Origin of the sequence: Brucella pseudintermedia (assembly GCF_008932435.1) — a bacterium.
Classification (GTDB): domain Bacteria; phylum Pseudomonadota; class Alphaproteobacteria; order Rhizobiales; family Rhizobiaceae; genus Brucella; species Brucella pseudintermedia.
On the sequence record NZ_WBWE01000006.1, the window covers coordinates 184,156 to 203,855 of the forward strand.

Here is a 19,700-nt window from a genome sequence, read left to right on the forward strand (position 1 = left end):
CTCAGACCAAGGCGTTCATCTTGCGTGCAAGCTTGATGTCGAGTTCGGTAATGCCGTTCTCGCTATGGGTCGAAAGCGTGACATCGACACGGTTATAGACATTGAACCATTCGGGGTGATGGTCGAGCTTTTCGGCGTGAAGCGCTGCGCGCACCATGAAGCCGAAGGCGGCGTTGAAATCCTTGAACCTGAAGCTTTTGGAAATCGCCTCGCGTCCGTCAACCTTCTGCCAGCCCTCAAGCTCCTTGAGCGCTTCGTTCAGTTCGTTTTCCGTCAGCCGGTTGCGTGCCATCGTCTTTCGCCTATGTTGCGGTTCCTCAGATAACATAACATGAGCGCGAGAGTTCCGTGACCCTATCCATAGCCGCACAAATGCCCGCCCCGGCCAGCATTCTTTTCATCTGCGCCGGCAATATCTGCCGGTCTCCGCTGGCCGAAGGCGTGATGGGGCAGGTGCTCGAAAAACGCGGCATCCGTCATGTGCTGGTCGATTCCGCCGGAACCAATGGCTACCATACCGGCGAGGAACCGGACGAACGCTCCATCAGCGTTGCGGCGCGTCATGGTCTCGATATTTCGGGGCAGCGCTGCCGCCAGCTCATCGCGGGTGATTTCAGCCGTTTCGACCTGATCCTCGGGATGGACCGCTACAATATGCGGATGATCGCCGGGCGGCAGCCCGCCAATGCAAGCGCGCATATCGGGCTTTTCACCGAGATTGCCGAAGGCCGCGCTGTTGAAATCCCCGACCCCTATTATGGCGGGACCGGGGATTTCGAAAAGGTCTACCGGATGGTTCTGGCGGCTTCCATCGCGCTTGCCGACCAGTTCTGGCCCGTGCGGGAAACGGCGACCAGAGGCCAGGCCTCTTCCACGATGTAGGGTCCGCCGCCAACCGAATCGCGCGACGACATCAGCACGAACCGTCCCACCTTGAAGGGCAGCGTCGCGAAGTTGCCGCGTGAGGACAGATAACGCGCCACATCGTCGATGCGGGCGTTTCTGAGCCGCGCCAGCGTCACATGCGGCGTGAACTTGCGCGGATCGGCTGGAATGTGAAGCCGCTGGCAGATACGTTCGATTTCCGCCTGCAATGCGTTGAGTTCAGGCGAGGGGGATACACCCGCATAGATGCTGTGCGGCTTTTTGGAGCCGAACGCATTGACACCCGAGAGGTTGAGCATGAATTCGGGCCGCCGCACGCGATCGAGCGCATTGGCAACCTCGTCGGCCACGTGGCCTTCCACATCTCCGATAAAACGCAGCGTTATGTGGTAGTTTTCGACATCAATCCAGCGTGCGCCGGGAAGACCGCCTCGCAACAACGAGAGCGAAAGCGCGGCATCACGCGGGATTTCGAGGGCAGTGAAAAGACGCGGCATAAGGCATCCTCCTCGAAGCGTTCCCTGTCAGAGCGCCTGCATCCGGCTGGATGCGTGAAAGACGCTCTAACCCAGAGTGTCAGTGCATCGTTCCATCGATGATTCGATATTTGCTGATGCAACTTGAGCGAATCAAAGTTTTATACCGGGGGCAAGCTGTTTATGCTCCCGGCGGGCGTCAGCCTCCCGATGTCCCCTTGTTTCGCATGTTCGTCAGGCTCTTTTCGACCGTGGGCATAAAGTTTGATACCATCGTTTCGACGCCTTTCTCATTGGGGTGTATTCCGTCCTCGAGCAAAAACTCCTTCTTCGTTGCTACCCCGTCGAGGAAAAACGGGTAGAGCGGCACGCCGTATTTCTGTGCCAGTCTCGGATAGATCGGGTTGAATTTTTGGGCATAGTCCTTGCCCATGTTGGGCGGGGCCATCATGCCGGCGAGAATGACCGAAATGCCGCGCTGCTTGAGGCGCGCCAGCATTTCGTCGAGGTTCTTTTCGGTAATGTCGGGCTCGATGCCGCGCAGCGCGTCATTGGCGCCCAGTTCAAGGATCACGAGATCGGTGCCGTCGGGAACAGACCAGTCGATGCGCGAAAGACCGCCCGTGGTGGTGTCGCCCGACACGCCCGCATTCTCGATCGAAACCTCGATGCCCTTGTCGTTGAGCGCCTTTTCGAGCTGCTGCGGAAACGCCGCATTGGACGGCAGCAGATAGCCCGCCATCAGGCTGTCGCCGAAGCCGACAATCCTGATCTGTGACAGTTGCTCGGTCGGCAATGCGTCTTCAAGGCCGGTCGGTTCTTCCTGCGCCTGCGCCGCAATGATGGGGCTTGCCGCCACAAAAGACGCAATCGCTGCAAAAATAGGGAGCCACGCGGGAATAGAGAGTTTGAAACGCATTGTCGAAAACCCATATTTGAGGGGCTGTGGGCAAATGGCCCGCCGGACTTCTCTTCAATAATTGGCGCAACATAGGTTCAAATTTGTGGCGCGCTGTTACTCATATAGGATAAAAACCGCGTGACGGAACAGGTTGTTGGCCCGATTATCGAACTTGAGAACGTTCATCTGACCCTTGGGCACGCCGCCTCGCAGGTGCATGTGCTGAAGGGCGTTTCGCTTCATATATCGCAAGGCCAGTCGGTCGGCATCGTCGGCCCGTCCGGTTCCGGCAAGTCCACGCTCTTGATGGTTCTGGCCGGTCTGGAACATGTCGATAACGGAACTGTGAAGATTGCGGGCGAGACGATCAGCCGTATGAGCGAAGATCAGGCGGCGGCTTTTCGTGGCGCCAATATCGGCATCGTGTTCCAGTCCTTCCATCTCATTCCCAATATGACGGCGCTTGAAAATGTCGCTGTGCCGCTGGAGCTTGCCGGTCGCCGCGATGCGTTCGAGGTGGCTGAGCGCGAATTGCGCGCCGTCGGTCTCGGCGAACGCCTCACCCATTACCCGTCCGAGCTTTCCGGCGGCGAGCAGCAGCGCGTGGCGATTGCCCGCGCGCTGGCGCCTTCGCCCAAAATCCTGATCGCTGACGAGCCGACCGGCAATCTCGACACCGCGACGGGTCGCCAGATTGCCGATCTCCTGTTTGCCAAGCAGCGCGAGAACGGGCTGACCATGGTGCTTGTCACGCATGATCCGGCGCTTGCGGCGCGCTGCGACATCGAAATTCCGGTGCGCTCGGGCCGGATCGAGGAGCCTGCGCAGGGCGGCTCCGTCCTCGAAACGCTGGCGGCTGGCGCATGAGTGCGGCCAGGTCTTTCTCGCTCGCTCTCCGCTTTGCGCTGCGTGAAATGCGCGGCGGGCTTGCCGGTTTCTATATTTTCCTTGCCTGTATCGCGCTGGGCGTTGCGGCCATCGGCGGCGTCAATTCGGTGGCGCGCTCGGTCAGCACCGGCATTGCCTCGGAGGGCCAGACCATTCTCGGCGGCGATGTCAGCTTCGCGCTCAATCAGCGCGAGACAACGCCGGAAGAGCGCGCCTTCATCGACAAGCAGGGCAACGTCGCGGAAAGCGCCACCATGCGCTCCATGGCGCGCCTGCCCGATGGCTCCGACCAGTCGCTGGTCGAGGTGAAGGCGGTCGATGCCGCCTATCCGCTCTATGGTGAACTGAAGGTCCAGCCGCAGCAATCGCTGGTCGCTATGACCGGCGAGAAGGATGGCGTTTATGGCGCTGCCGTGACGCAGGATTTTCTGAACCGCATGGGCCTGCCGCTCGGCGCAAAAGTGCTGCTCGGTTCGCAAGCCTTTGAACTGCGCGGCCTGATTGAGAGCGAGCCGGACCTGCTGTCGTCCGGCTTCAATTTCGCGCCGCGCTTTCTGGTTTCGCTGGATGGCCTCAGGGCTTCCGGCCTCATTCAGCCCGGAAGCCTTGTCGACCATATCTACAAGGTTGCCTTGCCGGACGGCGCGACGGATGCGGCAATTGCCGAAGTGAGGCGGCAGGCCGCTGCCGATTTTCCTGATGCGGGCTGGAACATCCGCTCCCGCGCCAATGCCGCGCCAGCGCTTAGCGCCAATATCGAGCGCTTCTCGCAATTCCTGACGCTGGTGGGGCTGACGGCGCTGATCGTCGGCGGCGTCGGCGTCGCCAATGCGGTGCGCGCCTATCTCGACGGCAAACGCGGCGTGATCGCGACCTTCAAGTCGCTCGGCGCGCCCGCGCGTTTCGCCGTGCTGGTCTATCTCGTGCAGATCATGGTGATCGGCCTGATCGGCATCGCGCTCGGACTGATACTGGCGGCGATCATTCCCTATGCGGCAGCAATGGCGCTTGCCGATTATCTGCCCGTCGCCGGCGGCGGCGGTTTCTTTCCCGGCGCGCTGGCGCTTGCCGCCGTCTTCGGCCTCATCACCACGCTTGCCTTCGCCATCATCCCGCTCGGCCGCGCCCGCGATATTCCGGCGACGGCGCTTTTCCGCGAGCAGGGTTTCGAGCAGCGCGGCTTGCCGCGGCTCCTTTATCTCGCCCTTGCCGTTCTGCTGATTGCAGCGCTTGCGGGGCTCGCGCTTTACGTCGCCTATGACCGGCGCATCGCAGCCATCTTCATCGTCTCGGCCATTGCTGCCTTCGGCGTGCTGCGGCTGGTCGCAGACGGCATTCGCTGGCTTGCCCGCCGCATCCCGCGTGTGCGCTCGACCGCATTTCGGCTTGCGGTCGGCAATATCCATCGGCCCGGCGCGCTCACCCCTTCGGTGGTGCTGTCGCTCGGCCTTGGCCTGACGCTGATGGTGGCGATTGCGCTGATCGATGGCAATCTGCGCCGACAAGTGACCGAGAATATTCCGGCCCAAGCCCCGGATTTCTTCTTTGTCGATATCCAGAATCGTGACATCGGCGATTTCACCAAACTGGTGAGCGGCATCGTGCCCGACGGCAAGCTCACCTCCGGCCCGATGCTGCGCGGGCGTATCGTCGCCTTCAACGGCACCAATGTGCGTGATATGACCATTCCGCCGGAAGCTGCCTGGGTGCTGCGCGGCGATCGCGGCATAACTTTTTCCGATACGGTCCCTGAAAATTCGACGCTGAGCGAAGGCGAATGGTGGTCTCCCGGTTACAATGGTGAACCGCTGGTCTCGTTTGCGGAGCGCGAGGGCAAGGAACTGGGCCTGAAGCTCGGCGACACGGTGACGGTCAACGTGCTTGGCCGCAACATCACCGCGAAGATCGCAAGTTTCCGTCAGGTGCAGTGGGAAACGCTTGCGATGAACTTCGTCATGGTGTTTTCGCCCAATACCTTTGCCGGTGCGCCTGCGACATGGCTGGCGACGCTGACCATTCCCGACAGCCAGAAAAGCCTTGCGCCCGATGTGCTGCGGCAGGTCACGAAAACATGGCCCGCCGTCACCACGGTCAGCGTGACCGATGCGCTCAATGTCGCCAATGACCTGATCGGCCAGCTTGCGACCGCCATCCGCGCCGCGGCCTCCATTGCGCTCGCCGCTTCGGTTCTGGTGCTGGGCGGGGCGCTGGCGGCGGGCAACCGCGCCCGGGTGCATGATGCGGTGGTGCTGAAGACGCTCGGCGCCACGCGCGGCACGCTGATTACGGCCTATGTGCTTGAATATATGCTGCTCGGGCTTGCCACAGCCCTTTTTGCGCTTGCCGCCGGCAGCGTGGCGGGCTGGTATGTCGTGGTCGAAATCATGAAACTGAAAGCAAGCTTCCTGCCCGATGTCGCGCTGATGACGGTGGCCATAGCGCTGGTGCTGACGGTCGGTTTCGGCCTTGCGGGAACATGGCGCGTTCTCGGCCAGAAGCCCGCAAAGGTGCTGAGAACGATATGAATCATTTGTAATGTTGAAGCTTCCAATGAGGTAACCCCTTGGATCGCATGGATAATGCGGTTCGCTTTTCAAGCGCCACATCACGTTTTTTTACATCGGCTACTTGTACGAGAGGGGTGAAATCCCCATAATGTCCGGTAGGCATGCTGGGGTCCCGCCAGCGGCGCCTGGCGGCGGCTCGGCCTTTCTGGAGCGCCCCGACACCGGACGGGACATGGCAAAAGGATTTAAGTCATGGCTGACTTTCGCAATATTCAGGCGCAGCAGAGGCCGGTAGGCGGCGCTCGTGCCGATGCAGGCATCGACCAGGGCCTGCGCAGCTATATGCTCGGCGTCTATAACATGATGGCTATCGGCTTGGCCGTTACCGGCCTTGCCGCCTTTGCCGTTGCTGCACTCGCAACGACCACGGACCCGTCCGCAGCCGTCGCGCAGCTCGCCAACGGCAAGATGCTCACCGGCCTCGGCGTGGCGCTTTACACGTCCCCGCTTCGTTGGGTGGTGATGCTGGCGCCGCTCGCGGCAGTGTTCTTCCTGAGCTTCCGCATTGAACGTCTTTCGGTCTCGACCGCCAATGCCGTCTTCTGGGGCTATGCAGCTCTCGTCGGCCTGTCGCTGTCGTCGATCTTCCTGGTCTTCACCGGCCAGAGCGTCGTTCGCACCTTCTTCGTGACGGCTGCTTCCTTCGGCGCGCTGTCACTCTATGGTTACACGACCAAGCGCGACCTGTCCGCCATGGGCTCGTTCCTGATCATGGGCCTGTTCGGCCTGATCCTGGCGTCGGTCGTCAACATCTTCCTCGGCTCCACCGCGCTGCAATTTGCAATCTCGGTGATCGGCGTCCTGATCTTCGCAGGCCTCACCGCCTACGACACACAGTCGATCAAGGAAATGTATTACGAAGGCGATGCTTCGGATACACAGGGCCGCAAGGTCGTGATGGGCGCGCTGCGTCTCTATCTCGACTTCATCAACATGTTCACCTTCCTGCTGCAGTTCATGGGCAACCGTGAATAGTCAGCCGAAGAGTGCTTGAACGAAAGGGCAGCGGAAACGCTGCCCTTTTTGCTTTTATCGCCGCAACTCCTGATGCATTGTGAGGACCCGTCCAAGATTTGTCTGGTTCCCCTCATGCCTGTCGTTCGCGATTTCCAGCCTGCCGATATCGAAACCATCACCACGATTTATACGGATGCCGTGCTGACCGGCGCCGGTTCCTATGAGATCGAGCCGCCGACCATGGATGAAATGGCAAAGCGGTTTTCGGCATTCGTTGAGCAGGGCTTTCCGATCCTCGTGGCGGAGGAGGAGGGCCGGATTCTCGGCTATGCCTATGCCAGCTATTTCCGCGTCAGGCCGGCCTATCGCTGGCTGGCGGAGGATTCGATCTATATCGCTCCCAATGCCAAGGGAAAGGGCGTCGGCAAGCTTTTGCTGCGCGAACTCATCGCGCGGATCTCTGCCTTGGGCTTCCGGCAATTGCTGGCGGTGATCGGTGACGGCGAACACAATATCGGTTCGGTCAGGCTGCATGAAAGCCTCGGCTTTACCCATTGCGGGCGCATCAAGGGTTCGGGCTTCAAGCACGGACGCTGGCTCGACACGGTGCTGATGCAGCTGCCGCTCAATGGAGGACGCTCAACGGAACCGGGAATGCCGCCGCTGTCCTCATCCTGAGCTTGTCGAAGGATCGAAGGGTCAGCTTTCCACGAGCTTGAGGCTCTTGTCGAACACGCGCAACACGCGCTCCAGCTCATGACCGCGCTTCATGATAAGCCCGCTTGCGGCGATGACCGAATAGGCGCCCTGTTTCTGTGCGAGTTTCGGATTCTTCTCGATGCGGAAAAGCGGCATTTCGCTCGCGCGGCGAAAGATGGAAAATACGGCGCGGTCGCCCAGATGATCGATGGCGTAGTCGCGCCACGCGCCGGAGGCGACCATGCGGCCATAGATATTCAGGATTTTGCCGAGTTCGTGCCGGTTGAAACTGACGGGGGCAGGTCGCGCGCGGTCGAGAGAAACGACCTTTGGCGAAGCAGACGAGGGAGAAGGGGACGCGGAATCCTCATTCGCTGCGCTTGACGTATCCATTTCCTTCCTTTCAGCCTTTTGCGGAGCCACCCGGAAACCGGACCGCTCAAAACAAACTGCGTGCAACCGGGATCGGTATCGGCAAGGCGGTGCAGCGAACCGGACCGGCGCATGACAACAGGGTGATGCTTTTGTGAAGCAATTTCAAGGGGCCGCTTCCGCGAACCTGTCTGGATCGCCGCTATGGGCGGAAAAAAATCCCCAATAAATAGGGACTAACTGTTGCGAGGGCTCATTCACGAAAAGAGAATGTGTGTTTGCAATGGTGATTGTTGGCCACATTTTCGCCTTGTCAGCTTCGCATTGCAGCCCGATTATGGCTTCAGCATCTACACGTTGCCTGAGACGGTTCGGTTCGGGCAAGTCCGACCCCAAGCCCCCCGCCCAAAGGACCTGCTCGGACCGAACCAACCTTTCCCGGCCTGGCTGTCAGCCCGGTTCGATGGCCGCTCCGCGAAGCCCGGCCGACGCTTTCACCCGCTGAACTCCCTTGAAAAAACGCCGCCAAAGCGCGCCCTGCTGCGTTCAGCAACCGGCTGCCTACAGGCTTACAGGCTTCTTCTGCTTGAAGATGGCTGCGCCATGGATGGGGCCGAGAGAGTTGTCGTCGCGGGTTTCCTGCAGCACCACGGCGCAGCCCGAAACGTCCTTGCGTTTCAGTTCGGAAGCCGGGATTTCGATTTTCAACGGCTTGCCGTCCCACATGCTGATCGTATCGATATCGCTGACCGTATTGCGATAAGTGACGGCTTCACCGGCATTTTCGCCCTCCGTGATCGGGATCGTCACCGAATCGCGGAAATAGAACAGGACGACGTGAACGGGCGCATGGGGCTTCTCGCTTGCGCCGATATCGATGGACAGGCGCCCGTCATCGAGCTGCGTGATCGAAACCGGCACATCCAGCTTGCTGGCCGCGATGTGGGTCTTGATGGCCTCGCTGTCGCGGCCATTCACTTCGGCAGTGCCGTTGATGACGGCCTGCGGCGTATAGATCATGCGGGCATTGAAGGAATTACGATAGGCGTTCTGCCGGTCGGTATTTTCCTGACTGGCAAGCGTGTCGCGCCAGCCCATATAATCCCAGTAATTGACGTGGAATGACAGCGCCAGAACATTGGGGTCGTCGGCATATTTGGCGAGGTTGCGGTCGGCCTGCGGACAGGATTTGCAGCCCTGGCTGGTGTAAAGCTCCAGAACGGCCGTCTTCTTGTCGCTGTCCTGCGCCTTGGCCTGCCCCTGCATGGAGATGCAGCCGGTGAATGCCAGCCCCAGAACGGCACAGATGCTACGCCAGCCGGGCAGATGCTCGCCTGCAAGCCATGGACCTGTCCCGCAGAAGGGGGCGTGGAGTATCACTTCGTTTCATCCCGCAATAATTGTCACTGACATCTATTATGTAAGAAGTCTTGCAATCAATAGGAATTCACGTTGCGGTGAGAGCCTCATTCCTCGTGTCTGATCCGCAACAAAAAGCCGCCGGAAAAAATCCGGCGGCTTCGATTTTCAAACTGGTGCCGTTCAAGCGGCCAGATCGCGCAGAACGGTCTGCAGAATGCCGCCGTTCTTCATGTAGTCCAGCTCGTCCAGCGTATCGATGCGGCAGATGAGCGGAACCTTCTTCACCGTGCCGTCGGCATAGGTGATGGAGGCTTCGACCTTCTGGCGCGGACGCACATCGGCGAGGCCTTCGATGGTGACGATTTCGTCGCCCTTGAGGCCCAGCGTCTGCCAGCTCGTGCCTTCCTCGAAGACGAAAGGCACAATGCCCATGCCGACGAGGTTGGAGCGGTGGATACGCTCGAACGACTGCGCGATCACGGCCTTGACGCCCAGCAGGTTCGTGCCCTTGGCAGCCCAGTCACGCGAAGAACCGTTGCCGTATTCGACGCCTGCGAAGACGACGAGCGGCACGCCCTCGGCCTTGTACTGCATGGCAGCATCGTAGATCGAGGTTTCTTCCTTCGACGGATAGTGGATGGTGTAGCCGCCTTCACGTCCGTTTTCACCCAGCATGTGGTTGCGGATGCGGATATTTGCGAAGGTGCCGCGCATCATCACTTCATGGTTGCCGCGACGCGTGCCGTACTGGTTGAAGTCGGCGACGCCGACGCCATGGTCGAGCAGATACTTGCCAGCAGGCGACTGCGCCTTGATCGAACCGGCAGGCGAAATGTGGTCGGTGGTGATCTTGTCGCCGAAGAGGCCCAGAATGCGGGCGCCCTTGACGTCGCCGATCGTGCCGGCTGACTTGCCCATGCCGACGAAGTAAGGCGGGTTCTGCACATAGGTCGAATTGTCGTCCCATGCATAGGTCTGGCCTGCGGGAACCTGCACGGCCTGCCAGTTTTCGTCGCCCTTGAACACGTCCGCATATTTTTCCGAGAAAATCTTGCGCGTCACGTTCTTGGCGATGAAGTCCTGGATTTCCTGCGAAGAAGGCCAGATGTCGCGGAGATAGACCGGGTCGCCGTTCTGGTCTTCGCCGAGCGGCTCCTTGGTCAGGTCCTTGGTGACCGTACCGGCAAGAGCGTGGGCGACGACGAGCGGCGGCGAGGCGAGGTAGTTAGCCTGAACGTCCGGCGAAACGCGGCCTTCGAAGTTACGGTTGCCGGACAGGACGGCAGCCGCGATCAGGCCCTTTTCGTTGATCGTCTTGGAGATCGGAGCCGGCAGCGGACCGGAATTGCCGATGCAGGTCGTGCAGCCGAAGCCGACGAGGTTGAAGCCGAGCGCATCGAGATCCTTCTGGAGGCCAGCGGATTCGAGATAGGCGGCGACAACCTGCGAACCGGGCGCGAGCGAGGTCTTGACCCATGGCTTGGTCTTCAGGCCCTTGGCGACCGCATTGCGGGCCAGAAGGCCAGCGGCGATCAGCACGCTCGGGTTCGAGGTGTTGGTGCAGGACGTGATGGCGGCAATCACGACATCGCCATGGCCGAGATCGTAGTCCTCGCCCTCAACGGCATAACGCGTGGCCTGGCCGGAGGTCTTCTTGTACTCGTTTTCAAGCGAGGTGGCGAAACCGGAGCCGATGTTTTCCAGCGGAATGCGGCCTTCCGGACGCTTCGGGCCGGCCATCGACGGAACGACGTCGCCCATGTCGAGTTCGAGAATGTCGGTGAAGACCGGATCGGCCGCACCCTTTTCACGCCACATGCCCTGCGCGCGGCAATAGGCTTCGACCAGTTCGATGCGATGCTCGTCGCGGCCAGTGGTGTTCATGTAGTTGAGCGTTTCGCGGTCGACGGGGAAGAAGCCGCAAGTCGCGCCATATTCCGGGCCCATATTGGCGATGGTCGCACGGTCGGCCAGCGTCATGTTTTCGAGGCCCTCGCCGAAGAATTCGACGAACTTGCCGACAACGCCCTTCTTGCGCAGCATCTGCGTGACGGTGAGCACGAGGTCGGTCGCGGTCACGCCTTCCTTGATCTTGCCGGTCAGGCGGAAGCCGACGACTTCCGGCAGCAGCATGGAAACCGGCTGGCCGAGCATGGCCGCTTCAGCTTCGATGCCGCCGACGCCCCAGCCCAGAACGCCAAGGCCGTTGACCATGGTGGTGTGGCTGTCGGTGCCGACGCAGGTGTCGGGATAAGCGACGGTCGCGCCGTCTTCTTCCTTGGTCCAGACGGCCTGGGCCAGATATTCAAGGTTCACCTGATGGCAGATGCCGGTGCCCGGAGGAACGACGCGGAAATTCTTGAACGCCTGCTGGCCCCACTTGAGGAAGCGATAGCGCTCGCCATTGCGCTGGTATTCGAGGTCCACATTGGCCTTGAACGCGCTTGGATTGCCGAATTCATCGACGATGACCGAGTGGTCGATGACCAGATCGACGGGAACCAGCGGATTGATCTTTTCCGGATCGCCGCCGAGCGCCTTGATGCCGTCGCGCATGGCTGCAAGGTCAACGACGGCTGGAACGCCGGTGAAGTCCTGCATCAGCACGCGCGCCGGGCGATAGGCGATTTCCGCGCCCGCGGAACCGCGGTCGTTCAGCCACTTGGCAACAGCTTCGATGTCCGACTTCTTGACGGAGCGGTCGTCCTCGAAGCGGAGCAGGTTCTCAAGCAGAACCTTCATGGAGAATGGAAGCTTGGAAATGCCTTCGAGGCCATTCTTTTCGGCTTCGGTCAGGCTGTAATAGACGTAATCCTTGCCCCCGACGGTGAGGGTCTTGCGGCATTTAAAGCTGTCGATGTGCGACACTGCGTTCGTCCTTATGCTGCTGGCCGGAAAACCAGGACGAACGCCTAGGCTAGCGTTTCAAGGACGCGCCAAGGTGCGGGTGCAGTCATTTCCGCTGTCCGTCCCGAAGCCTGCGTCCATAAGGGCAACAGGTTGAGATCGGCCAAAAATGGTTTCCACGCCGACCGCTGGCGTGGTAACCCTCATATAGAGAGTTTTCTAAAACGATTCCAGACAGAATATCGTGAATTCGGCCCCTTGCGGCGAAATGTTGCGATGCCTTTGCGTAGATCTTCCGGGCTTCCGGTTCTATTGGTCTGGCGCTTATCCATTGGGGCTTAGAGGGTATAAAATGCGGCTGGAAGCCGAAAATCTTGCGGGCGAAAGGGGCTGCGAAACGATTTTCGCGGGCCTTTCTTTTGCGCTCGGTGACGGCGAGGCGCTGGTGGTGACCGGCCCCAACGGCTCCGGCAAGTCCACGCTTTTGCGAATCATCTGCGGCCTGCTTGCACCGCAAGCGGGGCGGGTGGAACTCACCGACGGCGGCGTGGCCGTGCCGGTGCGCGCCGCCTGCCATTATCTCGGCCACCAGAATGCGATGAAGCCCGCGCTCAGCGTGCGCGAAAACCTGTCCTTCTGGCAGAATTTCAACGGTGCTGCGCAGATGGAGATCGATGAAGCGCTGGAGGCGGTGGACCTTCCCGGCGTGGAGCATCTGCCGTTCGGCTATCTGTCGACGGGGCAGAAGCGCCGTGCTTCCATCGCCAGGCTTCTGGTCAGCCACCGCCCGCTCTGGATCGTCGACGAGCCGACCGCCGGTCTCGACAAGGCGTCGGAAAACCGCTTTGCGGAAATCATGCGCACACATATGCGCGAGGGCGGCATGATCGTCGCCGCAACGCATATTCCGCTGGGACTGGAATCCGTATCCTCGCTCGACATGGCCACCTATTCGCTTGAGGTCGCCTGATGATAGCGCTTTTCCTCAGAGACTTGCGCCTCAGTTTCCGCGCCGGTGGCGGCGCGCTGATCGGCATATTGTTCTTCCTCGCGGTCATTGCCGTCATGCCCTTCGGCGTCGGGCCCGACCTCAACCTTCTGGCGCGCATCGGTCCCGCCATGCTGTGGATCGGCGCGCTGCTGGCAACGCTTCTGGGGCTCGACCGGCTGTTTCAGGCCGACCGCGAGGACGGTTCGCTCGACCTTTTGCTGATCGGCGCCGACAGCCACATGCTTCCCTTCACGGTTTTCGTGAAATGCGTGGCGCATTGGGTGGCAAGCGTGCTGCCTCTGGTGATCGCATCGCCGATGCTGGGCCTTTTCATGAACATGGATGCACCGGCAATCGGCGCGACATCGCTGACGCTTCTGGTGGGAACGCCGGCCATCGCCTTTATCGGCGCGGTGGGGGCGGCGCTTGCCGTGGCGCTGCCGCGCGGCGGGCTGCTGGTGTCGGTGATCGTTCTGCCGCTCACCATTCCGGTGCTCATTTTCGGTGTATCAGCTTCGCACGGAGCGACGGTAGACAATGCGCCTTTTCTTGCGCCATTCCTCATTCTTGCTGCACTCACCCTGTTCTTTGCCGTCCTCGGGCCGCTCGCTGCAAGCGCGGCGCTCAAAAGTTCGACCGATTGACGCAGTTGATTGCGGTCAATTGAACGGCACAGGGGGGACAGGTAAATAGAGGCCATGGAAAAAGACATGACCAAAGACGCGGTTAAAACCACGAGCTGGCTCGATCTGGCCAACCCCACGCGGTTCCTTGCCTTTGCGGGCAAGGTGCTGCCATGGCTGGCCGGGCTTTCGGCGCTGCTATTGGCCGTTGGGCTCTATATGGTTTTCTTCCTTTCGCCGGAGGATTACCAGCAGGGCATGACGGTCCGCATCATGTATATCCATGTGCCTTTCGCATGGCTTTCCATGATGTGCTACTCGATCATGGCGGTTTCGGCGCTGGGCACGCTGGTCTGGCGGCATCCGCTGGCCGATGTGTCGATCCGCGCCGCCGCGCCGCTCGGCGCCGTCTTCACCGCGCTTGCGCTGGCCACCGGCTCGCTCTGGGGCAAGCCGATGTGGGGCACATGGTGGGTGTGGGATGCGCGGCTGACCTCGGTTTTCGTGCTGTTCCTGATGTATCTCGGCATTATCGCGCTGTCGCGCGCCATGGACGATCCGGCAAAGAGCGCCAAGCCGGTGGCCGTGCTCACGCTGGTCGGCTTCATCAACATCCCGATCATCAAATTTTCGGTCGACTGGTGGAACACGCTGCACCAGCCAGCTTCGGTGTTCCGCATGGACGGCCCGACCATCGATGCATCCATGCTGCGCCCGCTTTTCGTGATGGCCATCGGCTTCTCGCTTCTGTTCTTCACGCTGCACATGATGGCCATGCGCAATGAAATCTGGCGTCGCCGCGTGGCGTCGATGAAGAAACTTGCGGCCCGCAATGCAGATCGCAATCTCAAGGCACAGAAAGGCGCAGCATGAACCATCTTGGCTTCGTTCTCGCCTCCTATGGCATCACGCTTGCCGCGCTTGCCGTCACCATCGGCTGGATATTGCTCGATCAGCGCATCCAGAAAAACGAATTGAAGCGGCTTGAAGCGCAGGGCGTGCGCCGCCGTTCCGCAAAATCCCCCGGTAAGGCACAATGAGTGATACGACCGAAAAACCCGCCGCGCCGAAAAAGCGTGCCACATGGGTTGCCCTGCTGCCGCTGGCGATTTTCGTCGGGCTGGCGGCGGTGTTCGCGGTGCAGCTTCTGTCGGGCAAGGACAATACGACGATACCGTCCGCGCTGATCGGCAAGCAGGCTCCGCAGACGAACCTGCCGCCTGTCGAAGGTCTGGTGCGCGATGGCGTGCCTGTTCCGGGCCTCAACAGCGAAGATTTTAAGGGCAAGCTGACGCTGGTGAATGTCTGGGGATCATGGTGCGTCCCCTGCCGTCAGGAACACCCGTTGTTGATGGAAATCGCCAAGGACGCGCGCATCCGCGTGGTTGGCCTCAATTACAAGGACCAGCCGGAAAATGCGCGCCGCTTCCTCGGCGACCTCGGCAATCCCTTTGCCGCCGTCGGCGCCGACCGCGCCGGACGCTCAGCCATCGAATGGGGCGTCTACGGCGTGCCCGAAACCTTCCTCGTTGATGAGACAGGCAAAATCGTCTACAAACATGTCGGGCCGTTTACGCCGGAGTCAGTGAAGAACGATCTGATGCCTGCGGTGGAGAAGGTGCTTCGGAAATAGTATTGGAGATATTATTCTTGGATTGATGATCTGAGGTCCTGTTGTAGCTTTTCTAGAGCATGTCTCCCAAAAGCGGGAACCGGTTTTTGGGGTAAAGACGTGCCTGAAAACAAATAGATAGAGCATTTCGAATGATTCAGGAAAAACAGGAAATGCTCTAAGTATCCTGTCTCTTATTACAGTTTAATAATTGTAAAATTAGCATAATATTTTTTTATTAACTTAAATTTTGGGGATAGAATGGAATTTTCAACTAAAAGTATATTGTTTTTGTTCTTTTTTGCTTTGGCTGGCATGTCTTATGGTGAGGCAAAAGAGGGTGGTTATTTCCCGCCAAACAACCATGGAAATTATATTAATATTAGTTATGACGCAAATGTAATGCCGGATGACAACAACGGCGGCGTGATTAATATTTATAGTTCTTTTACTTTTAATAAAATTAAAGAGTCTCCTCGTGGTACGAAGTTTGTCGCTACGCAGTTTGATTTGCTAAAATTACTGGGCGGCGATGTCGGGGTTATGTACATAGGAGTTAACCCGACTCAGCTTTCGCAAGGATATCCTGGGCAAGCGCATTTTTCATACTTTGGGAAAGATGGAGTTGGAAAAAGCGATACTTGTAGCAAAGGTGCGGACGCGGAAGAGGGTGTTACTTGCGCAATAGATCTTCCTACGCATGAAGGCTATACATACAAGCTAAATGCAAAGATTATAAGCGGAGGTCAGTATCATATTGTTGTTGCAGGTACGGTTGAAGTGTCTGATGGAGACGGAAAAATTATCGATAATAAAGAAATCGGAACAATAGAGGTTGCTCAAGGGGCTGCGTATTTTAAGAACATGATTTCATGGGTGGAAGGAACAGATGATCCGTGTGATCAAGTTTCTACTACAGATATCACGTTTTATCCACTTCACGTAGTGGGTGTTTACGAGGCCAAAAAGTATGATCTTCCATTTGGTGATCCCGTTGACAATGCATGCGGGGTAAGAACCTGGCCAGCGCCTGATGGTATTGGAACAACTATGGAATATCCTGCGAGCCAATAACATATCTGAAAAAGGGCCTTAAGGCCCTTTTTTCTCATTCAAACTATCAATCCGGCAGTTTCCGGACCGCGCCCTTGGCGGCACTGGTTGCCATGGAGGCATAAGCCTTCAGCGCGGTGGAAACCTTGCGCTTGCGTTCCTCTGCTGGCTTCCAGCCTGCTGCATCCTGCTCGGCGCGGCGCTGGCTAAGCGTCGCATCGTCCACAGCCAGATGAATCTTGCGGTTCGGAATGTCGATATCGATGATATCGCCTTCGCGTACCAGACCGATCGTGCCGCCTTCGGCTGCTTCCGGCGAGACGTGGCCGATCGAAAGGCCCGATGAGCCGCCCGAGAAACGCCCGTCAGTGACAAGCGCGCAAGCCTTGCCCAGCCCCTTCGATTTCAGATAGCTGGTCGGGTAGAGCATTTCCTGCATGCCGGGGCCGCCGCGCGGGCCTTCATAGCGGATCAGCACGATGTCGCCCGGCTTGATCTTGCCGTTCAGAATGCCGAGCACAGCCGAATCCTGGCTTTCGAAGATGCGGGCAGGGCCGGAGAATTTCAGGATGGAATCATCCACGCCTGCCGTCTTCACGATGCAGCCGTCTTCGGCCAGATTGCCGTAAAGCACGGCCAGACCGCCGTCCTGACTGAAGGCATGTTCCTTGGAGCGGATGACGCCCTTCTCGCGGTCGGTATCGACATGATCGAAACGGCGTTCCTGAGAAAAGGCAACCTGTGTAGGGATGCCGCCGGGTGCCGCCGAATAGAACTTGTGCACCATTTCGCTGTTGGTGCGCGTCACGTCCCAATGATCGAGTGCCTTGCCCAGCGTTTCGCTGTGCACGGTCGGAACGTCGGTGGTCAGCAGGCCCGCGTGATCGAGCTGGCCGAGAATGCCCATGATGCCGCCCGCATGGTGCACGTCTTCCATATGCACATTGGCGACGGCAGGGGCGACCTTGCACAGCACCGGCACGCGGCGCGACAGGCGGTCGATATCGGCCATGGTGAAGTCGATTTCCGCTTCCTGCGCGGCGGCAAGCAGATGCAGGACCGTATTGGTCGAGCCGCCCATGGCAATATCGAGCGTCATGGCGTTTTCAAAAGCCGGGAAGCTCGCAATCGAGCGCGGCAGCACGCTTTCGTCGTTCTGCTCGTAATAGCGGCGAGCCAGATCGACAACCAGATGGCCGGCTTCCACAAAGAGGCGCTTGCGGTCGGCATGGGTGGCGAGCGTCGAACCGTTGCCCGGCAGCGACAGGCCGAGCGCTTCGGTGAGGCAATTCATCGAATTGGCAGTGAACATACCCGAGCACGAACCGCAGGTCGGGCAGGCGGAGCGCTCGATGGCCTTGACCTGATCGTCGGTGTAATGATCGTCGGCCGCGGCAACCATCGCATCGACGAGGTCGAGCTTCTTGACCTGATCGTCCCAGACGACCTTGCCTGCTTCCATCGGTCCGCCCGAAACGAACACGACCGGGATATTGAGGCGAAGTGCCGCCATCAGCATGCCTGGCGTGATCTTGTCGCAATTGGAAATGCAGACCATCGCATCGGCGCAGTGCGCATTGACCATATATTCGACCGAGTCGGCGATGAGTTCGCGGGAGGGGAGCGAATAGAGCATGCCGTCATGGCCCATGGCGATGCCGTCATCGACCGCGATGGTGTTGAATTCCTTCGCCACGCCGCCAGCGCTTTCGATTTCGCGTGCGACGAGTTGGCCGAGATCCTTCAGGTGCACGTGGCCGGGCACGAATTGCGTGAACGAGTTCACCACGGCAATAATCGGCTTGCCGAAATCCTCATCCTTCATGCCGGTGGCGCGCCATAGGCCGCGCGCGCCGGCCATGTTGCGACCGTGGGTGGTTGTACGCGAACGATAAGGAGGCATTTTCAAACCTTTTAGGAACTATTCTAATTCTAACCGCTATGACAGAACCGCCCCCGCAGAGCAAAGCGCAAATTGCCCCATATTCCCAGGGACTGGTCCATTTGCAGGCTTGCGGACAACGGAAAGGGTTCCGGCGTGCGACAGCTTTCGCAGGCACAGACAAGGCAATCTAGCACGTTATTGTTATAAGGCAAAAGATTTTACGGCAAAAACGTAAGGAAATTGCTTGGATTTAAGAACGGGCGCTGGCCATTGCACTGTCCAGCAGGGCATTCGCGGTTTTCATCCGCTGTTCGGCGGCGGATCGAAATTCTTCGGGCAGGCGGTCGGGGTGATTGCTGGCGGCAAAGCTGCGGCGGCGGCGCTGCAGTTCGGCGCGTTTCAGGCCCGGCTGAAGGTCAAGCTCGCGGCGGATCGCATCCGGCGACTGGCTTTGCATGCGCGCGGCAATTGCCTGCCGTTCGTGTTCCGGATCGGGAGCCGGTTCCGGCAGGCTTCCAATGTCGAACAGGCGCTCCAGATCGTCGGGCTGGCGAGGGGATGCCGGCAGGTCCGGCAGGTCGGCGGAAAAAACAGCGGAAGCAAATCCGAATTGCGGGCCGCGCATGCCGTCTGCGGGTGGCTGATCAGCCTCGACTTCCTTCAGTACGGTTGCGAAATCGGGAAAGGTCGGCTGCATCCCGCCTCGTCAGACCAGATGCGAGGCAAGGGCGGAGGCCAGCGTGCGCGTCAGCACGGATGGCGGGATAGGCTTCTGGAAAACCGGTACTTCCGGGTAGCGGTCCGCCAGACGGGCGGGCAATCCGCCGCCTGTGTGGATGACCACGAAGACATCGCGGCTTTTCAGCCGGTCCAGCACCGCTTCCACATCGCCATCGGCAAGATTCACGTCCAGAATGGCGGCGTCGATTTCGTTGCGGTTGATGATGTCAATCGCTTGCCGGACAGTGCCGACTGGGCCGAGAACGGTTCCGTTCGCATCCTCGACAGTCGCGGCGACGTCGAGGGCGACGAAAACCTCGTCCTCCACCACCAACACCCGCCGATGTCCAAGATCGTTCATCACTTGTCTCGCTGCCTCCCTTTTCGAGGTAAGCCCATCACGCAACAAATGCGCGAGCGCAAGCAGAGGTTCCTTTTCCCGGCATGATAATGCGTTAATGGTGAATCAAACCTTTACCGGTTCCTTGACAGCTTCAGGCCGCCCGCTGGCAGCTTTCAGGAGCACTGTCAGAAAGCGGTAAAGGTCAGCGTGGTCAGCGAACGAACGATGTGGGGAATGTCGAGGACATTCTTGGCGATGAACTTGCCGATGTCCTGATCCTCGGCAATGTAAATCTTGGCCAGAAGGTCGAACTCGCCGCTGGTGGAATAAAGCTCGGACACGATTTCGCGCTGAAACAGCGTATCGGCAACTTCGTAGGTCTTGCCGGGCGTGCACTGCAGTTGCAGGAAAACGGGCTTCATGTCTCTTCCTTTCGCGACGGGGCCGCATGACGCGCATGATAGCGCATGTGGCAGCACTGTTTGCAGGTTACAAGCACGGAGCGCCCGATGAAATCAA

At 59.4% G+C, this 19,700-nt stretch carries 21 protein-coding genes; 11 read left to right on the forward strand and 10 right to left on the reverse strand.

The features are described from left to right. Window position 1: 1 nt before the first annotated feature. The gene (locus F9K78_RS10155) at window positions 2–292 is read right to left on the reverse strand and encodes a 4a-hydroxytetrahydrobiopterin dehydratase (protein WP_121985786.1); all 291 of its coding nucleotides are present in this window, start codon (window positions 290–292) and stop codon (window positions 2–4) included. An 80-nt stretch (window positions 293–372) separates the two neighbouring features. Here F9K78_RS10155 and F9K78_RS10160 point away from each other — a divergent pair, with 80 nt between their 5' ends. Beyond that, a complete protein-coding gene (locus F9K78_RS10160) occupies window positions 373–882 on the forward strand; it encodes a low molecular weight protein-tyrosine-phosphatase (RefSeq protein WP_121985785.1) in 510 nt (169 codons plus the stop codon). Here the strand turns inward: F9K78_RS10160 and thpR are convergent. Together thpR and F9K78_RS10170 are read right to left on the reverse strand one after the other, a co-directional pair. Next, window positions 786–1,382 carry an RNA 2',3'-cyclic phosphodiesterase gene (gene thpR / locus F9K78_RS10165; protein ID WP_121980662.1) on the reverse strand — a complete coding sequence of 199 codons (597 nt, stop codon included), beginning with the start codon at window positions 1,380–1,382 and terminating at the stop codon, window positions 786–788. The genes F9K78_RS10160 and thpR overlap by 97 nt on opposite strands. A gap of 178 nt (window positions 1,383–1,560) precedes the next feature. Beyond that, window positions 1,561–2,280: an arylesterase gene (locus tag F9K78_RS10170; RefSeq protein WP_121980663.1), complete on the reverse strand. Its 720-nt coding sequence runs from the start codon at window positions 2,278–2,280 to the stop codon at window positions 1,561–1,563. Window positions 2,281–2,400: 120 nt separating this feature from the next. Between F9K78_RS10170 and F9K78_RS10180 the strand changes: the two genes are divergently transcribed. The 4 genes from F9K78_RS10180 (at window position 2,401) to F9K78_RS10195 (ending at window position 7,352) form a co-directional block, all read left to right on the forward strand. Further along, complete coding sequence (locus tag F9K78_RS10180) at window positions 2,401–3,129, forward strand: ABC transporter ATP-binding protein (protein ID WP_121980664.1); 729 nt, start codon at window positions 2,401–2,403, stop codon at window positions 3,127–3,129. Then, window positions 3,126–5,675, forward strand: coding sequence for an ABC transporter permease (locus tag F9K78_RS10185; RefSeq protein ID WP_122066361.1), 2,550 nt, complete (start codon window positions 3,126–3,128; stop codon window positions 5,673–5,675). The genes F9K78_RS10180 and F9K78_RS10185 overlap by 4 nt, the downstream gene beginning before the upstream one ends. A gap of 234 nt (window positions 5,676–5,909) precedes the next feature. Beyond that, a complete protein-coding gene (locus F9K78_RS10190) occupies window positions 5,910–6,692 on the forward strand; it encodes a Bax inhibitor-1/YccA family protein (protein ID WP_121980666.1) in 783 nt (260 codons plus the stop codon). Between the two features lie 114 nt (window positions 6,693–6,806). Further along, a complete protein-coding gene (locus tag F9K78_RS10195; RefSeq protein ID WP_121985783.1) occupies window positions 6,807–7,352 on the forward strand; it encodes a GNAT family N-acetyltransferase in 546 nt (181 codons plus the stop codon). 21 nt (window positions 7,353–7,373) lie between these two features. Here F9K78_RS10195 and F9K78_RS10200 read toward each other — a convergent pair whose 3' ends face one another. The 3 genes from F9K78_RS10200 to acnA all read right to left on the reverse strand — a co-directional run bounded on the left by F9K78_RS10200 (window position 7,374) and on the right by acnA (window position 11,975). Beyond that, entirely contained in the window at window positions 7,374–7,766 is a 393-nt protein-coding gene (locus tag F9K78_RS10200; RefSeq protein WP_121985782.1) for a DUF2794 domain-containing protein, read from the reverse strand. A 540-nt stretch (window positions 7,767–8,306) separates the two neighbouring features. After that, a complete protein-coding gene (locus F9K78_RS10205) occupies window positions 8,307–9,041 on the reverse strand; it encodes a DUF1223 domain-containing protein (protein ID WP_121980807.1) in 735 nt (244 codons plus the stop codon). Between the two features lie 246 nt (window positions 9,042–9,287). After that, entirely contained in the window at window positions 9,288–11,975 is a 2,688-nt protein-coding gene (gene acnA / locus F9K78_RS10210; protein WP_121985781.1) for an aconitate hydratase AcnA, read from the reverse strand. A 331-nt stretch (window positions 11,976–12,306) separates the two neighbouring features. Here acnA and ccmA point away from each other — a divergent pair, with 331 nt between their 5' ends. The 6 genes from ccmA to F9K78_RS10245 all read left to right on the forward strand — a co-directional run bounded on the left by ccmA (window position 12,307) and on the right by F9K78_RS10245 (window position 16,254). After that, a complete protein-coding gene (gene ccmA / locus F9K78_RS10220) occupies window positions 12,307–12,924 on the forward strand; it encodes a heme ABC exporter ATP-binding protein CcmA (RefSeq protein ID WP_121985780.1) in 618 nt (205 codons plus the stop codon). After that, window positions 12,924–13,589, forward strand: coding sequence for a heme exporter protein CcmB (gene ccmB / locus F9K78_RS10225; protein ID WP_121985779.1), 666 nt, complete (start codon window positions 12,924–12,926; stop codon window positions 13,587–13,589). Before ccmA ends, ccmB begins: the two co-directional genes overlap by 1 nt. A gap of 66 nt (window positions 13,590–13,655) precedes the next feature. After that, entirely contained in the window at window positions 13,656–14,441 is a 786-nt protein-coding gene (locus tag F9K78_RS10230; RefSeq protein ID WP_162929744.1) for a heme ABC transporter permease, read from the forward strand. Continuing rightward, window positions 14,438–14,608: a heme exporter protein CcmD gene (gene ccmD / locus F9K78_RS10235; RefSeq protein WP_121985777.1), complete on the forward strand. Its 171-nt coding sequence runs from the start codon at window positions 14,438–14,440 to the stop codon at window positions 14,606–14,608. The genes F9K78_RS10230 and ccmD overlap by 4 nt, the downstream gene beginning before the upstream one ends. After that, the gene (locus tag F9K78_RS10240) at window positions 14,605–15,201 is read left to right on the forward strand and encodes a DsbE family thiol:disulfide interchange protein (RefSeq protein ID WP_121985776.1); all 597 of its coding nucleotides are present in this window, start codon (window positions 14,605–14,607) and stop codon (window positions 15,199–15,201) included. Before ccmD ends, F9K78_RS10240 begins: the two co-directional genes overlap by 4 nt. 240 nt (window positions 15,202–15,441) lie before the next feature. Further along, complete coding sequence (locus F9K78_RS10245) at window positions 15,442–16,254, forward strand: hypothetical protein (RefSeq protein WP_121985775.1); 813 nt, start codon at window positions 15,442–15,444, stop codon at window positions 16,252–16,254. A 46-nt stretch (window positions 16,255–16,300) separates the two neighbouring features. Here F9K78_RS10245 and ilvD read toward each other — a convergent pair whose 3' ends face one another. The 4 genes from ilvD to F9K78_RS10265 form a co-directional block, all read right to left on the reverse strand. Beyond that, window positions 16,301–18,136, reverse strand: coding sequence for a dihydroxy-acid dehydratase (gene ilvD, locus F9K78_RS10250; protein ID WP_121985774.1), 1,836 nt, complete (start codon window positions 18,134–18,136; stop codon window positions 16,301–16,303). Between the two features lie 232 nt (window positions 18,137–18,368). Further along, window positions 18,369–18,815, reverse strand: a complete 447-nt coding sequence (locus F9K78_RS10255; protein WP_121985773.1) for a hypothetical protein — start codon at window positions 18,813–18,815, stop codon at window positions 18,369–18,371. Between the two features lie 9 nt (window positions 18,816–18,824). Further along, window positions 18,825–19,199 (reverse strand): response regulator, encoded by a 375-nt coding sequence (locus F9K78_RS10260; protein WP_121980679.1) that lies wholly within the window; start codon window positions 19,197–19,199, stop codon window positions 18,825–18,827. A 167-nt stretch (window positions 19,200–19,366) separates the two neighbouring features. Continuing rightward, on the reverse strand, window positions 19,367–19,603 hold the full coding sequence (locus F9K78_RS10265; protein WP_121980680.1) for an Lrp/AsnC ligand binding domain-containing protein: 237 nt from the start codon (window positions 19,601–19,603) through the stop codon (window positions 19,367–19,369). Between the last annotated feature and the right edge of the window lie 97 nt (window positions 19,604–19,700).

What these genes read in the sequence shown, in the direction of transcription:
- F9K78_RS10155 (WP_121985786.1), bottom strand. Translation starts at nt 292, where the DNA reads ATGGCACGCAACCGGCTGACGGAAAACGAACTGAACGAAGCGCTCAAG.
- F9K78_RS10160 (WP_121985785.1), top strand. Translation starts at nt 373, where the DNA reads ATGCCCGCCCCGGCCAGCATTCTTTTCATCTGCGCCGGCAATATCTGC.
- thpR (WP_121980662.1), bottom strand. Translation starts at nt 1,382, where the DNA reads ATGCCGCGTCTTTTCACTGCCCTCGAAATCCCGCGTGATGCCGCGCTT.
- F9K78_RS10170 (WP_121980663.1), bottom strand. Translation starts at nt 2,280, where the DNA reads ATGCGTTTCAAACTCTCTATTCCCGCGTGGCTCCCTATTTTTGCAGCG.
- F9K78_RS10185 (WP_122066361.1), top strand. Translation starts at nt 3,126, where the DNA reads ATGAGTGCGGCCAGGTCTTTCTCGCTCGCTCTCCGCTTTGCGCTGCGT.
- F9K78_RS10190 (WP_121980666.1), top strand. Translation starts at nt 5,910, where the DNA reads ATGGCTGACTTTCGCAATATTCAGGCGCAGCAGAGGCCGGTAGGCGGC.
- F9K78_RS10195 (WP_121985783.1), top strand. Translation starts at nt 6,807, where the DNA reads ATGCCTGTCGTTCGCGATTTCCAGCCTGCCGATATCGAAACCATCACC.
- F9K78_RS10200 (WP_121985782.1), bottom strand. Translation starts at nt 7,766, where the DNA reads ATGGATACGTCAAGCGCAGCGAATGAGGATTCCGCGTCCCCTTCTCCC.
- ccmA (WP_121985780.1), top strand. Translation starts at nt 12,307, where the DNA reads ATGCGGCTGGAAGCCGAAAATCTTGCGGGCGAAAGGGGCTGCGAAACG.
- ccmB (WP_121985779.1), top strand. Translation starts at nt 12,924, where the DNA reads ATGATAGCGCTTTTCCTCAGAGACTTGCGCCTCAGTTTCCGCGCCGGT.
- F9K78_RS10230 (WP_162929744.1), top strand. Translation starts at nt 13,656, where the DNA reads ATGACCAAAGACGCGGTTAAAACCACGAGCTGGCTCGATCTGGCCAAC.
- ccmD (WP_121985777.1), top strand. Translation starts at nt 14,438, where the DNA reads ATGAACCATCTTGGCTTCGTTCTCGCCTCCTATGGCATCACGCTTGCC.
- F9K78_RS10240 (WP_121985776.1), top strand. Translation starts at nt 14,605, where the DNA reads ATGAGTGATACGACCGAAAAACCCGCCGCGCCGAAAAAGCGTGCCACA.
- F9K78_RS10245 (WP_121985775.1), top strand. Translation starts at nt 15,442, where the DNA reads ATGGAATTTTCAACTAAAAGTATATTGTTTTTGTTCTTTTTTGCTTTG.
- ilvD (WP_121985774.1), bottom strand. Translation starts at nt 18,136, where the DNA reads ATGCCTCCTTATCGTTCGCGTACAACCACCCACGGTCGCAACATGGCC.
- F9K78_RS10255 (WP_121985773.1), bottom strand. Translation starts at nt 18,815, where the DNA reads ATGCAGCCGACCTTTCCCGATTTCGCAACCGTACTGAAGGAAGTCGAG.
- F9K78_RS10260 (WP_121980679.1), bottom strand. Translation starts at nt 19,199, where the DNA reads ATGAACGATCTTGGACATCGGCGGGTGTTGGTGGTGGAGGACGAGGTT.
- F9K78_RS10265 (WP_121980680.1), bottom strand. Translation starts at nt 19,603, where the DNA reads ATGAAGCCCGTTTTCCTGCAACTGCAGTGCACGCCCGGCAAGACCTAC.